Here is a 12,993-nt window from a genome sequence, read left to right on the forward strand (position 1 = left end):
TTCCTCCGCAAACAACGGAAGATTGGGCGGGCGACCGCAGAGTCAATCCGACCCATTCCCCGGCAATGGCAGCCGTGACGGCACCGGCGACGACTGGACGATAGCGGTATTGGTCATCGCATACGGGATGATGCGATCGATCACCCGCTCCAGGTCAGCCACCGAGCGGACCTGAACGCGGGCGATGAAGCAGTCCTCGCCGGTGACGCGGTCGCAGGTCGCGACCTCGGGGATATCCCTCAGGATCTCTACGACCCGGCCGAGCTCTCCGGGCACCGGCCGAACCCGAAGCCAGGCCCCGAGCGGCAGGCCGAGCGCCGCCGGATTGATCGTCGCGGAATAGCCTTGGATCGTGCCGTTCTCCTCGAGCCGCCTCATACGCTCTGCCACGCTCGGCGCCGACATCTTCACCTTGCGCGCAATCTCGGCAACGCTGGTTCGCGCATCCTCGAGGAGTGTACGGACGATGCGCAGATCGACCGCGTCAAGCTGATCGTTTTCGATTGGAAGCCGCTTCATCGCGTTCCACCACACTTTCAAAGGCATATCCCGCGATCCGCCTTCCATTACCCATGTAACGCCAGGCGACCGGCTGCGATCATTGTCCCATGGAAGCTCAATCGCAAGCGAAACCTGAAACTTCCGGCATCGCGAATCTCGTGCCGCCGCCTGCCTGGTTCGGGGTGAGTGCCATCTTCCACTATCTCGGCCCGGCATTCGCCGTGCTGCTCTTCGACCATATCGGGGTGCTGGGTGTCGCCTGGTTGCGCATCACCTCGGCCGCGCTTGTTTTCGTGCCGCTCACCAGGCCGTGGCGCACCATTCTCCTCGCGAATTCCAGCCAGCGTGCGCTGCTGATCGCTTTCGCCGCCTGTCTCGCGCTGATGAACTGCTCGTTCTATCTGGCGCTTGACCGGCTGCCGATATCCCTGGTCGCGGCGATCGAGTTTGTCGGCACGATCGGTGTCGCGCTCTACGGCCTGCGCAGCGGTCGCAACTTGCTCGCGCTGGTCATTGCAGTCGGCGGCGCTTTGATCCTGATCGACATCAGATGGGGCAGCGATCCGGCGGGCCTGTTCTGGGCCTTCCTCAACGGAGCGCTGTTCGTCGGCTACATCGTGCTCGGACATCGGCTCGCCGCTACCGGCGCCTCGAATGGCGTCGCCAATCTCGGGGCCGCCATGGCGGTCGCCTCTGTGCTCGCCCTGCCGGTCGGCTTCAGCGAGGCAATCACCGCCTTCCCGTCGCCGGCCTTGCTCGCGGCAGCCTTCGGCGTCGGCATCTGCTCGTCGGTGATCCCCTATATCTGCGACCAGCTCGCAATGTCGCGGCTGCCGCGTGCAAGCTTCGCGCTTCTACTCTCTCTGCTACCGGCCACCGCCACCATCATTGGCGCAATCGTGCTGGCGCAGATACCCAGCCTGCGCGACCTGTTCGGCATCGCCCTGGTCATAGCCGGCGTCGCTATCCACAAGCCTCTGCCGGAGCATAATGAATGAGCCTTAAGTAGACTGTTCCTGCGCGACCGCGTGCTCTAAGGCGTCCAACTGCTCGCGCACTGTGATCCAGAGAATCCGCGCCAACACGTCCTCATAGTCGTGGCGGTAAATATTGCCGGCACCGGCGATCTGCGCCCATGGTACATTCGGGTGGCGCGCTTTCAGGTCGCTCGGAAGCCGACGGGAGGCTTCCGAGATGATCTCGAGGCAACGCGTCACCGCATACAGTGTGCGTTCGTCCTCAGCGAAAGCCTCGAAGCTCATGCCCTCCACAAACCGATGTGCCAGCCTGACGTTATAGGCGATCGCCGCCAGGACTCTGCGCGTGTCTCTAGAAGGCATACACTGCGTCTGTCAGCGCCAATGGCTTAACATAGGGCTTCAGCCCCTCGCGATTGACGACATCCACTGGCCCGTCGAACAAGCCTTCAATGTAATCCTTGAGGCTCACATATTCGTACATGCCCAGGTGAGCTTCGGGATCCAGATCGATCATGATGTCGATATCACTGCACGGTCCGGCATCACCTCGTGCAGCCGAGCCAAATAGGGCAACGTGCTTCACACCCTGCCGCTGCAACTCGGCCTGATGCCTCTTCAAAGTGGCGATGATGCTCTGGCGGTCCATGGGCAAAACATATAACGCCCTCCACCTCCGTGCCAGTGCAATGTCTGGCAAGCAGACCAAGCCAGTTCCTCCCGCAGAACTGGCCTGGCCGAACCATTGTTTAGTTTTTGCTGATAATCCATACTGCAACCGAGGGGGGGGTGGAAACCTTGCGTGGACACTAGCGAGATCGATGCCGTCCGCAGCCTGCTCAGCGCCAAGCCGAGGCCGGTCGGCTGGGCGGCGCGGCGTGCGCGTCTGGACGAAGTCGGGTCGGTCTGGCCTGTCGCCGAGGATATTCAGCTCGACGAGGCGGAGTTCGGCGCCATCAAGGGCGAATGGTCGATCGCGCCCGGCAGCGGCGCATCCCGCGTCCTGATGTTCTTTCACGGCGGCGGCTACTGCTCGGGTTCGATCCTCAGCCATCGCAGGATGGTGACCGAGGCCGGCCGGGCCGGAGCCATGCGGACCTTTGCGGTAGGTTACCGGCTCGCGCCAGAGCACCCTTTTCCTGCCGCGCTGGACGATGCCTTTGCGGCATGGCGCTTCGTCAGGGATCAGGGTTATCCGGCCGGCAACATCGCTGTCGGCGGCGACAGTGCCGGCGGCGGGCTGACGATTGCCCTGCTGAACCGGCTGCGCGAGGCCGGCGAGGAGCTTGCCGCCTGCGTCTGGCTTGTGTCCCCCTGGACAGACCTCACCATGTCCGGCGCCACGATCGCGACCAAAAGCGATGTCGATCCGCTCATCCACAAGGAATATCTCGAAGAACTGGCCCGCGCCTATGTGCCGGCCGCAATGGACCGCAAGGACCCGCGCTTCTCCGTGCTTTACGGGGATCTAAGAGATCTTCCGCCGATCCTCATTCAGGTCGGTTCGAACGAGACGCTCCTCGACGATTCGGTGCGTTTCGCATCTGCTGCCGGTGCGGCAGAGGTTGAGGTGACGCTCGAAATTTGGCCTCACATGATCCACGCTTGGCAAATTTGGAACGCGCATCTCGAGCCTGGCCGCCAAGCCTTGGCCCGCGCCGGTGAATTCATGCATCGCCATATGTGACGACCCGCCGATGACACTGGGCAATCCTGGTGAGTGACGCTGACGCACCCCCGGATTCTTGTGCCGGTCCATCTTCCCATTTGACGAACACATATCTCGCTGGCTATACGTCGATCAATAGCCAGAGAGTTATGGATCCTCGATGCCGACCGCTCATGATGCGCTCTTCAGAACGCTTGCCGACCCGACTCGGCGGGCCATCTTCGAGCGATTGTGCCGTGAAGGAGAGCAGACCGTCGGGGCTCTGACGGCTCAGGCCGGGATCTCGCAACCTGCTGTGTCGAAGCATCTCGGCGTTCTGAAGCGGGCCGGGCTCGTGCACGACCGCCATGAAGGGCGACAGACGCATTATAGCGCGGAGCTCGGCGCTCTGGCTCCGCTGATCGACTGGACAAGTCAGATGACCGGATTCTGGCAGAGCCGGTTCGACAAACTCGAAGATCTGCTCAAAAGGATGGACCAATGATCCAACCCGCAACTGAGTCACGTTCCGTCATCGTCGAGCGGGAGATAGCGTTTCCGCCGGAAAAGATCTGGCGCGCACTCACGCAGCCCCACCTGATCGAGGAATGGCTCATGAAGAGCGACTTCAAGCCGGTCATTGGGCACCGTTTCAATCTGCGCGGAGAATGGGGTGGGGTGCTCGATTGCGAAGTCCTCGCCATCGAGCCGGAAAAGACTCTCTCTTATACGTGGAATTTTGCGCACGACGACGACGCCTTCGATTTGAGAAGTGTGGTGACCTTCACGCTCACCCCGACAAGCAAGGGGACTCATTTGCGCATGGAGCAGGTCGGCTTCCGGCCCGATCAGAAGCAGGCCTATGGGGGCGCCAGAGTTGGCTGGCAGCAGTTCCTCGAGAACCTGGAGCAGCTTGTGGCCCGGATCGATTGAAGCCTTTCGCCGATACCTCAACCCAATCCGATCAGATTCATCTTCGAAGGAGGCCACATTGAACTGGAACAAATCGATTCGACAGATTCACCGATGGCTGTCGATTGCCTTTACGGCGACTGTGGCCGCCAACTTCATCGCAATGGCGCTTGGCGAACCTCCTGCCTGGATCGTCTACGCGCCATTGCCTCCGCTCTTCCTGCTCCTGTTCACCGGCCTCTATATGTTCGTGCTGCCCCACGCCACGCGATGGCGCAGCGGGCGACGCGTCGTCGAGCAGGGGTGAGCGGAATGGCCAGCGAGAGATCCCGGAAACCGACGAAACTCGCGGGAGGGCCGAGCAGGACGGCACCGAAGGCGCAGTCGGACGGGGTTGTCCTCCTCTCAGGCGGCAACCCTCAGATCGCAAAGGGTTATGGTGACGCGCCCGTGCAGGCCTATATCGCGGCAATGCCGGGCTGGAAAAGCGATGTCGGGCGCCGCATCGACGAGCTCGTCATGCGCATCGTCCCCGGCGTGCAAAAGGCCGTCAAGTGGAACTCGCCCTTCTACGGCGTCGAGGACCAGGGCTGGTTCCTCAATTTTCACTGCTTCACGAAGTACGTCAAAGTGGCCTTCTTCCGCGGCGCCTCATTATGTCCTGTTCCTCCCGGCCAGTCCAAGCATAAGGAAGTGCGCTATCTCGACATCCACGAGCAGGACCGGTTCGACGAGGCCCAGTTCGCGGCTTGGGTGAAGCAAGCCAGCCAACTGCCCGGCGAACGGATGTGATCAGCCGCTGTGAGCTGAGCTTGTGGCATGGCGTGGCCGATGCACCGAAAGTACGGCCAGGCTCAACATGCTGCGTTGGTGCGACACCGAGATATGATTGATGTGAGACGCAATAGCACCGGATGCTCGCTTGCGGGCCTCACCTGACGGAAAAGCAAGGGCGATCATGAACGGGGCGACACAGCCATGAAGCAGGCGAAGAGCGGCTTGGAAGAAGGAAAAGAAGAAGCTTCTCCCTCTCAGCTGATCGATTCGAAAATCAAGGGACTAAGCGATTGGCGCGGCGAGATGCTCGCTCGGCTCCGAACTCTCATCAAACAGGCCGACCCCGAAGTGATCGAGGAAGTGAAATGGAGAAAGCCGTCGAACCCGCTGGGCGTTCCGGTGTGGTCGCATGCCGGAATTATCTGTACCGGTGAGACATACAAGAACGCCGTGAAGCTGACCTTCGCCAACGGCGCCTCCTTGGAAGATCCTTCGGGGCTCTTCAACTCCAGCCTCGAAGGCAACACCCGTCGTGCCATTGATTTCCACGAGGGTGACAAGATTGATGAAGAGGCTTTCAAGGCGCTGATTCAGGCCGCCGTGGTACTGAACACATCGGCACGTCCTGCAGCTCCCGCGCGTGGATCTCGTAGGGGGCCGACGGTCGCTTGAGGAGCGCTCTGGCATTGCGCCAGTTTAGAGCCCACTGTTTTAGGTCGGCGCTGCCCCTCACCCTTACCCTCTCCCCGTAAAGGACGGGGAGAGGGTAAGGGTGAGGGGAAGCGCCTGCGTCAAACGAATTGCACCCCTAACTCAGCTTCTCCTTCAGGAACGCGATCGTGCGGCCCCAGGCGAGCTCCGCCGCTTGCTTGTCGTAGCGCGCTTCGGACGTGTCGTTGTTGAAGGCGTGCTGCGCGCCTTCATAGACATAGATCGTGTATTGCTTGCCGGCCGCATTCAGTGCCGCCTTGTAGGCGTCGATTCCGGCATTGGTGCGCTCGTCCTTACCGGCATAATGCAGGAGCAGCGGCGCCTTGATCTTGGCTATGTCCTCTTTTTTCTTGGGCTGGGCTCCGTAATAGGCGACCGCCGCTGCGAGGTCGGGGGAGGCAACAGCCAGATTGTTCGCCGCACCGCCGCCCCAGCAGAAGCCGACCACGCCGACCTTGCCGTTGGTCAATTCATTCTTCTCCAGGAAGGCCACCGTCGTCACGCCGTCGGCTGACACCTGCCCCGGGGTGAGCCGGTCGAACATTCCGCGTGCCCGATCCTCGTCCGGCGGGGTGCCGCCGAGCGGCGAAAGGAAGTCGGGCGCGAGGACGACGAAACCTTCCAGCGCGATGCGCCGCGCGACATCGCGGATATGCGGATTGAGCCCGCGGTTCTCGTGGATGACGATCACGGCCGGAAGCCTGCCGCTCCGGTCCGCGGGGTACACCAGATAGCCCTTCATATCGCCGGTCGATCCGGGATAGGTAATATCCTGCCCCTTCAACCGCTTGTCGTCCTCGGCCACGATGGCCGCCTTCGCCGAATTTGCGGCGAGCAGCGGCACGATAGCCGCAGCCGCAGCGCCCGATCCGGCGAGTTTCGTCAGTTTCCCCATGAAATCGCGACGGTCGAGCGTCAGATGCGTGTAGTCGTCATACGCGTCTATCATCGCCTGAGTGATGTGTGGCTTGTTCATGATTTCCTCCCTCGGCCGTCTGCCCCGAAACGATAGAGCCAGTCCCACTGCGGTCCACTCACAGATGGGTGAGTGATGAGTGAGCAGTCGTGATCCCCAGCCCTCGGTTGCGCTGCCCTCGCCGACAGCATATGACGCCGCCGATGGTCGAATTCGTCCCCGAAACCGTTCTGAAGCGCGATCTCTTCTCGGAGACCCGGAAGGGTCACTTCGCCGGCGCGCCGCACGCAGCGGTGATCCGTCGCGTCGTCACCGCTGCGCCGTTCTGGTCGCGGCCGATCGGCTGGGTGCTCGCGCGCCGAGAGATTGCCGTGCTTCGCGCGATCCGAGGCATGCGTGGCGTTCCCCAGCTCCATTCCGTCGACAGTGACGGGCTCTACCGCTCCTGGACCGACGGCACGCCACTGCACCTTGCCCGCCCTGCCCACCCCGCCTGGTATCGCGATGCGCACCGGCTGCTGCGCGAGTTCCGACGCCGTGGTGTCACCCACAACGACCTTGCCAAGCCGCAGAACTGGCTGATGACGCCGGACGGTCTCGCCGCCCTCATCGATTTCCAGCTCGCCAGCCGTCACCGCCGCAAGGGCTGGCTTTTCAGGCTGATGGCCTATGAGGATTTCCGCCATCTTCTGAAGCAGCAGCGCGCCTTCGCCCCGGATTTTATGACGCCGACCGGGCGCCGCGTGCTCGCCCGCCGGTCGCTGCCTTCGCGCATCTGGATGGCGACCGGCAAGAAGCTCTACAACCTGGTCACGCGCGGCTTCTTCCGCTGGTCCGATGGCGAAGGCACGCATGACCGCATCGATCGTGAGGGCCCAGGCATCATCGCCCGGCTGAGATCCCTGCCCGGCGTATCGGATGTGGCGCTCGCCCCGTTCCCTCTGCCGTCGAAGGGCGTCGGTATCTACGCCTTCGTCGAGACGGCAGAGCCCACAGCGCTCGCCAAGACCGACGGCGCCGACCTGGTGCAGCCCGTGGCCGCCCTGCCCCGCCGTGCGGACGGCACACCGCGCGCCGACATCCTGCAGCTCATCGCCATGAACCAGATGACCGAACTGGACGCGCTCGTGGAGGGCGATCCCGCACTTGCCGCGACTGCGCATGCGGTCGCTGCCGGTCGCCTCAACTTCTCCGACCGCCGTATCTCGCGGATGGAGGTCGGCTAAAACGGCAGCCCGGACCGAAGATGCCCTGTCCACCACGCCGCGTCGCTGGTGAAACGGATGAGCAGCAGGCCAACGCCGGCGACGAGACCGAGTCCGAACAAGATGTTCGCCCGGGTGACGCGCGGATAATTACGGCCATTTTCCGGGAAGAGCCGCGGCCGCAGCAAAAGCACGCTGGCGAGCAGCACGAGGTCGATGCCCATCGATACATAGTGCCAGGGCGATAGCGGCCACGCACCGCCCGGAACTATGACCGCCCAAAGGAGGCTCAGCAAAAGATAGCAGGATACGAGCTGGTAGGCCCGCCAGTTGACGGTGTCGGATCGAGTTGAAGTTGTCATGGTTCGTCCCCCTTCCCTAAGGGCACATTCCAGCGTCCATTTTGTCAAGCGGGTCCAGGCATCCGGTCATGGCAAGCAGTGCTGCATCACGACGCTGAGAATCCCACCGCCGTATCTCGTGCAGTGAGACGAACGTGGCCGAAAAGATACGTTAGGCGAGCATCAACGCGCTTCGATGGCTGTATTCTACGGTAACTGGCTTGAAAAAGCCGCTTAGTTTGAAGTTTGATGGCGATCGCTTACCAATTCATATTGGCATCGATTGGAGGGGATCGCCGATGATGAAGACGAGACGCGATGTGTTGGTCGCCGGGCTGACCGCACTCGCCGCTCCCGCCGTATCCACGAGCGCTTGGGCGGCAAAGCCGAAGAAGACCACGGGCTCATACTTCCTCGGCACCGCCGTGGACAACGGCGTCACCTACAGGACGACCAACTTCGACAGGATCGACCCGAAATGGCGCAAGCAGGTCGTCAAATATTTCAGCAATGAGCCTCAGGGCACTGTGGTGGTCGATACGCTTCACCACATGCTCTACTTGATCATGGAGAACAAGACGGCCATCCGCTACGGCATCGCCGTCGGCAAGGAGGGCTTCAAGTGGTACGGCCGCGCCACGATTGAAAACAAGGTGCTGTGGCCGAAATGGATCCCGCCGAAGGAGATGATCGCGCGCCACCCGGAGTTGCCGCCTTTCGTTGATGGCGGCTCCATGAAGAATCCGCTGAGCGCGCGCGCCATGTATCTGTTCAACGGCAACGCCGATACGGGTTACCGCATCCACGGGACGATAAATCCGGAAAGCATCGGCACCGATGCATCGAGCGGCTGCATCCGCATGTTCCCCGAGTATGTCATGGATCTCTACCAGCGCTGTCCAATCGGAACCGCCGTTTGGGTGTTGCCGCACATCGCCGACCAGGCAGCCGGGCTGAAGCTGCCGGTCGATCCAACGATCGGGCAGTAAGGACGGTTCGGAAGGGAAAATCGATGAGGGGACATCATATGAACGCCGTCAATGGACTGACGCGAGCTGCGGCTTGCGCCGGCCTTCTCATGCTCGCCGCCGCTTGCACATCCACAACCCTATCCACACCCACGAACAACGCCCCCGGAAACGATGCCGAACTGAAGGTTGTCACCAGCGGCCAGACCAACGAGGCGGCGCCGGGCTTCGAGAACCTGCAGCCGGGCAGCGAGGAGGACTTCGTCCTCAATGTCGGCCGTCGCACTTTCTTCCCACAAGGTTCGGCCACGCTGGATTCGACCGCCAAGGCGACACTCGACACCCAGATCGCATGGTTGAAGAAATACCCGCAGTGGCTTGTGAAACTTCAAGGTTTTGCTGATGACGGAAGCGGCGATTCACAGCAGGTCGCCCTTTCCCAGAAACGCGCCGATGCGGTGATGGCTTATCTCGCCGCCGGCGGCATCGACTCCAAACGCATGTGGGCCAAGGGCTACGGCAAGGACCGTCTGGTGCGCGACTGCCCGGACAGGTCCTGCAAGGTGCAAAATCGCCGTGTCGTAACCAACCTGCGAAACGAGCGCGACACGTCGTAACCTTCAGCCCTTCCAGTCACGGCAGTCGAGAGCCGCTCCGGGGAAGCACGTCGCCCAGCAGAAGCGCTCGAACACCCATATTGCCGGTTGCGACCAAGCATCCTTGTTGTCCAGCGCATGGCGCGCGACAAGACCTTGCCCATGCAGGAACTCATCCTGTCCGCGTTGCAGGTCAATCTGCGCGCCCACCGGCTGCCCGAGCCGAGGCGAACGGCCGGCGTTGCCTCAAGATCCCTCTCGACGCCTTGCCCCGCGTGGCCGGAGGTGAGTAGATCACTTACTGGTGTCCGCTGAGTTCTGAAATTCGCTGGGGGCCCTATATCCCACAATCCACCGCCACCATGATCTCGCCGCCTCGGTCGGCGATCAGGGTGGGTATGCTGCAATGCGCATCTGAAAGATCTGCATGGAGGTGCAGCCATGAACGCACAGGACATCATTGCTGAAATTTGTGAGAAGGTCGGAGTTGATCAAGCTGCAGGCGAGAAGGTCGTCGGTACGATCTTCTCCGTGCTCCAGCACGAAGCCCAGGGCAGTCGTGTAGGGGAGCTTCTGGCAAAGATACCGGGCGCCAGCGATCTTGCCGGGCAGTACGATGTGACGGCGCCGGCTGCGACCGGCGAAGGCGCTGCCGGCGGGCTTCTCAGCACACTGAGCTCTGCGCTCGGCAACGTGCTCGGTGGCCAGGCCGGGGCCCTGATCAACGGCATCTCCCAGCTGCGGGCGTCAGGCCTCGATGCCGAGCAGATCCGTGAGGCGGGTACGACGGTGATCCAGAAGGCGGAGGCGGCCGCAGGCCCGGACCTGGTCAAGGAGGTGGTAGACTCGGTGCCCGGCCTGAAGGGCCATCTTGGCCTCTCTTAAGCGCGAGACTGCCCAAGCGCAGCCTGGACTGGGAGGCGCCGGGGACAGTTTACCTTTTTCGCAGAAGAACAGCCGCGGTGGAGAACTGACGCAAGCGGAAAAAGCAAACTGCCCCGGTTCCCCGCTTACTTCGGCAGCGCGTAGGCCATGACATAGTCTCCGGCTTTGGTACCGATCGAGCCGTGCCCGCCGGCGACGATGACGACGAACTGGCGACCGTCGGAGGTCTCGTAGGTCATCGGCGTGGCCTGCCCGCCGGCAGGCAGCCGCGCCTGCCAGAGCTGCAGCCCGGTCGTCAGGTCGTAGGCCCTGAAGAAGTTATCGACCGCTGCCCCGAGAAAGACGACTCCGCCTGCCGTGATCATCGGCCCGCCAATGCCGGGCACGCCAACCCTAAAGGGCAGCGGCAGCGGCGACATGTCGTAAACCGTGCCGTTTCGGTGCTTGTAGGCGATGTTGCCGGTCCTCAGGTCCACACCTGCGACATAGCCCCAGGGTGGCGCCTGGCAGGGAACGCCGAGCGGTGAAAGGAAGGGACCCATCACCACCGCATAGGGCGCCCCTTCGTTGCGGTTCAGCCCCTGCTCGCTGCCCGCGCTGGCATTTTGCGGCGGTACATCCGCCCGCGGGATCAACCTGGAGACGAAGGCGAGATAGGTCGGCATGCCGAACATCACTTGCCGGACCGGGTCGACGGCGACACCGCCCCAGTTGAACGTACCGAAATTGCCGGGGTAGACGAGCGACCCCTGCAGAGACGGCGGCGTATAGCGGCCTTCGTAACGCAGCTTATGGAAGGCGATCCGGCAGGCGAGCTGGTCGAACATGGTGATGCCCCACATGTTGGCTTCCACCAGCGGCGGAGGATTGAAGGAGAGCCCCGACACCGGTTGTGTCGGTGCGGTGTGATCCCCTTCAATGGCACCGTCCGGCGCAGGCACCTCGTGCACGGGGATAATGGGCTCGCCGCTGCGGCGATCGAGCACGTAGATGTCGCCTTGCTTGGTCGGTCCGACCAGGGCCGGTACGAGTCCGTTCGCGGTCGTGATGTCGACCAGCGTGGGCTGCGCCGGCACGTCCATATCCCAGAGGTCGTGGTGAACAGTCTGGCGCACCCAGCGCACTTGCCCGGTGTTGAGGTCGAGCGCGGTGATCGATGACGAAAACCTCTCGACATTCTCGCTGCGGTTCATGCCGAGCTGGTCCGGAGTCTGGTTGCCGAGCGGCACATAGACCAATCCGAGCGCCTCGTCGGCGCTCGCCGTCGACCACATGTTGGGCGAGTTGTTCGTATAGAGCTGGCCGGCCGGCAGCGGCGTGGTCTGGTCCGGATTGCCGGAGTCCCAGTTCCAGATCAGCCGGCCGGTGTCGGCATCATAGGCACGGATGACGCCGGAAGGCTCCTGCGTCGAATAATCATCGTTCACCGCGCCGCCGACGATGATCTTGCCGCCGGCGATCAGGGGCGCCGAAGTGGAGTAGTAGTAACCGGATTTGTTCGCATAAGGCATATTCGCGAGCAAGTTCAGGGTCCCGCCCTCGGCAAAGCCCGGGCACACCTGGCCATTGGCGGCGTCGAGCGCGATCAGGCGCGCATCCGAAGTCGGCAGGTAGATGCGCTCAGCACACGGCTGTCCGGCCGCCACCTTGGTATCGTGAAAATAGGCTACCCCGCGGCAGGTCTGGTGTTGGCGCTGGCTTTCCGGTCTGATCTTTGCGTCGAATCGCCATTTCTCCTTTCCTGTCGCGGCGTCGAGGGCGATCGCCAGATCGTGCGGTGTGCAGATGTAGAGCGTGTCGCCGATCTTGAGCGGCGTTACTTGATAGGTTGTCTCTGGGACGTCGGCGGGCCCGCGAATGTCACCGGTGCGATAGGTCCAGGCCAGCGTAAGGTTGCCGACATTGTCGGTCGTGATCTTTGTGAGCGGCGAATAGCGCTGGCCGAACTGAGTGCGCCCGTAGAATTGCCATTCGCCGGCTGGCATCTGGCCGCCGAGATTTGGTGTCGCCGTGACCTTTTCCGTGCTGAGCTCGCCGGCCATGTTGTAGGGGTCGATCGTCAGCGAATAGGCGGCCACGCCCAGCGAGGCGAGCGTCGCTACGAGGAGCGCTGGGGTCCCGGACGCCCCCTTCAGCGTCCTGCGCACCCATGGCGTCAGCAGCCAGAGCCCCAGAAGCACGATCACGCCGCCTCGCGCGCCGAGCTGCCACCAGTCGAAGCCGATTTCCGAAACAGCCCAGATCAGCGTGCCGAGCATCAGCGCTGCGTAGAGCCAGAGCGCTGCGTGATTGCGGCGCCACAGCAAGACAGCGGTGATGATGAAAGCCAGCCCGGCGATCGCGTAATACCAGTTCCCGCCGAGCGCGACGAGCCAGATGCCGCCGGCGCCGATCGCAAGACCGACAATCAGGAAGATGAGGCAGGTGACAGCGATCGCCATGGCCGTGCTCCTTGGTGCGGTGGCGTTGCCTAACCCGCGAGCACGGAAAGCTGTTCCTGCGGCCGGCGCGCTCTCCAGTTCACTTTGTCGCGCTGTCAACGAAGGGACATGGCCG

17 protein-coding genes are annotated in these 12,993 nt (G+C 62.6%); 11 read left to right on the forward strand and 6 right to left on the reverse strand.

All coding sequences use genetic code 11. The annotated features are described in order from the left end of the window. Nucleotides 1-42: 42 nt before the first annotated feature. Entirely contained in the window at nucleotides 43-519 is a 477-nt protein-coding gene (locus SAZ10_RS02990; protein WP_318607663.1) for an Lrp/AsnC family transcriptional regulator, read from the reverse strand. An 89-nt stretch (nucleotides 520-608) separates the two neighbouring features. Between SAZ10_RS02990 and SAZ10_RS02995 the strand changes: the two genes are divergently transcribed. After that, on the forward strand, nucleotides 609-1,499 hold the full coding sequence (locus SAZ10_RS02995; protein ID WP_318607664.1) for an EamA family transporter: 891 nt from the start codon (nucleotides 609-611) through the stop codon (nucleotides 1,497-1,499). Between the two features lie 3 nt (nucleotides 1,500-1,502). On the opposite strand, the gene SAZ10_RS03000 is transcribed toward SAZ10_RS02995, so the two are convergent. Both SAZ10_RS03000 and SAZ10_RS03005 read right to left on the reverse strand, forming a co-directional pair. Beyond that, on the reverse strand, nucleotides 1,503-1,841 hold the full coding sequence (locus SAZ10_RS03000; protein WP_318607665.1) for a DUF86 domain-containing protein: 339 nt from the start codon (nucleotides 1,839-1,841) through the stop codon (nucleotides 1,503-1,505). Then, the gene (locus tag SAZ10_RS03005; RefSeq protein WP_318607666.1) at nucleotides 1,831-2,127 is read right to left on the reverse strand and encodes a nucleotidyltransferase family protein; all 297 of its coding nucleotides are present in this window, start codon (nucleotides 2,125-2,127) and stop codon (nucleotides 1,831-1,833) included. The genes SAZ10_RS03000 and SAZ10_RS03005 overlap by 11 nt, the downstream gene beginning before the upstream one ends. Before the next feature lie 153 nt (nucleotides 2,128-2,280). Between SAZ10_RS03005 and SAZ10_RS03010 the strand changes: the two genes are divergently transcribed. The 6 genes from SAZ10_RS03010 to SAZ10_RS03035 all read left to right on the forward strand — a co-directional run bounded on the left by SAZ10_RS03010 (nucleotide 2,281) and on the right by SAZ10_RS03035 (nucleotide 5,487). Then, on the forward strand, nucleotides 2,281-3,165 hold the full coding sequence (locus tag SAZ10_RS03010; protein WP_318607667.1) for an alpha/beta hydrolase: 885 nt from the start codon (nucleotides 2,281-2,283) through the stop codon (nucleotides 3,163-3,165). Nucleotides 3,166-3,307: 142 nt separating this feature from the next. Continuing rightward, entirely contained in the window at nucleotides 3,308-3,631 is a 324-nt protein-coding gene (locus SAZ10_RS03015; RefSeq protein WP_318607668.1) for a metalloregulator ArsR/SmtB family transcription factor, read from the forward strand. Further along, nucleotides 3,628-4,059 carry an SRPBCC domain-containing protein gene (locus tag SAZ10_RS03020; RefSeq protein WP_318607669.1) on the forward strand — a complete coding sequence of 144 codons (432 nt, stop codon included), beginning with the start codon at nucleotides 3,628-3,630 and terminating at the stop codon, nucleotides 4,057-4,059. The genes SAZ10_RS03015 and SAZ10_RS03020 overlap by 4 nt, the downstream gene beginning before the upstream one ends. A gap of 58 nt (nucleotides 4,060-4,117) precedes the next feature. Beyond that, nucleotides 4,118-4,345, forward strand: a complete 228-nt coding sequence (locus SAZ10_RS03025; RefSeq protein ID WP_318607670.1) for a hypothetical protein — start codon at nucleotides 4,118-4,120, stop codon at nucleotides 4,343-4,345. Nucleotides 4,346-4,350: 5 nt separating this feature from the next. Then, nucleotides 4,351-4,830, forward strand: coding sequence for a DUF1801 domain-containing protein (locus SAZ10_RS03030; RefSeq protein ID WP_318607671.1), 480 nt, complete (start codon nucleotides 4,351-4,353; stop codon nucleotides 4,828-4,830). 186 nt (nucleotides 4,831-5,016) lie between these two features. Further along, nucleotides 5,017-5,487: a DUF1801 domain-containing protein gene (locus tag SAZ10_RS03035; RefSeq protein ID WP_318607672.1), complete on the forward strand. Its 471-nt coding sequence runs from the start codon at nucleotides 5,017-5,019 to the stop codon at nucleotides 5,485-5,487. 136 nt (nucleotides 5,488-5,623) lie between these two features. Here SAZ10_RS03035 and SAZ10_RS03040 read toward each other — a convergent pair whose 3' ends face one another. Then, complete coding sequence (locus SAZ10_RS03040; protein ID WP_318607673.1) at nucleotides 5,624-6,502, reverse strand: dienelactone hydrolase family protein; 879 nt, start codon at nucleotides 6,500-6,502, stop codon at nucleotides 5,624-5,626. 89 nt (nucleotides 6,503-6,591) lie between these two features. On the opposite strand from SAZ10_RS03040, the gene SAZ10_RS03045 reads away from it, so the two are divergent. Continuing rightward, complete coding sequence (locus SAZ10_RS03045; RefSeq protein WP_412535145.1) at nucleotides 6,592-7,668, forward strand: serine/threonine protein kinase; 1,077 nt, start codon at nucleotides 6,592-6,594, stop codon at nucleotides 7,666-7,668. Here the strand turns inward: SAZ10_RS03045 and SAZ10_RS03050 are convergent. Further along, nucleotides 7,665-8,009 (reverse strand): hypothetical protein, encoded by a 345-nt coding sequence (locus tag SAZ10_RS03050; protein WP_318607675.1) that lies wholly within the window; start codon nucleotides 8,007-8,009, stop codon nucleotides 7,665-7,667. The genes SAZ10_RS03045 and SAZ10_RS03050 overlap by 4 nt on opposite strands. 278 nt (nucleotides 8,010-8,287) lie before the next feature. Here SAZ10_RS03050 and SAZ10_RS03055 point away from each other — a divergent pair, with 278 nt between their 5' ends. From SAZ10_RS03055 to SAZ10_RS03070, 3 genes are all read left to right on the forward strand, one after another. Continuing rightward, entirely contained in the window at nucleotides 8,288-8,977 is a 690-nt protein-coding gene (locus SAZ10_RS03055; protein WP_318607676.1) for a L,D-transpeptidase, read from the forward strand. A 38-nt stretch (nucleotides 8,978-9,015) separates the two neighbouring features. Beyond that, on the forward strand, nucleotides 9,016-9,573 hold the full coding sequence (locus SAZ10_RS03060) for an OmpA family protein (RefSeq protein WP_318607677.1): 558 nt from the start codon (nucleotides 9,016-9,018) through the stop codon (nucleotides 9,571-9,573). A 420-nt stretch (nucleotides 9,574-9,993) separates the two neighbouring features. Beyond that, on the forward strand, nucleotides 9,994-10,437 hold the full coding sequence (locus tag SAZ10_RS03070) for a hypothetical protein (protein WP_318607678.1): 444 nt from the start codon (nucleotides 9,994-9,996) through the stop codon (nucleotides 10,435-10,437). A 125-nt stretch (nucleotides 10,438-10,562) separates the two neighbouring features. On the opposite strand, the gene SAZ10_RS03075 is transcribed toward SAZ10_RS03070, so the two are convergent. Further along, on the reverse strand, nucleotides 10,563-12,878 hold the full coding sequence (locus SAZ10_RS03075) for a glucose/quinate/shikimate family membrane-bound PQQ-dependent dehydrogenase (RefSeq protein ID WP_318607679.1): 2,316 nt from the start codon (nucleotides 12,876-12,878) through the stop codon (nucleotides 10,563-10,565). Nucleotides 12,879-12,993 lie beyond the last annotated feature (115 nt).

Origin of the sequence: Mesorhizobium sp. BAC0120, assembly GCF_033542235.1 — a bacterium.
Taxonomy (GTDB): domain Bacteria; phylum Pseudomonadota; class Alphaproteobacteria; order Rhizobiales; family Rhizobiaceae; genus JAWRCU01.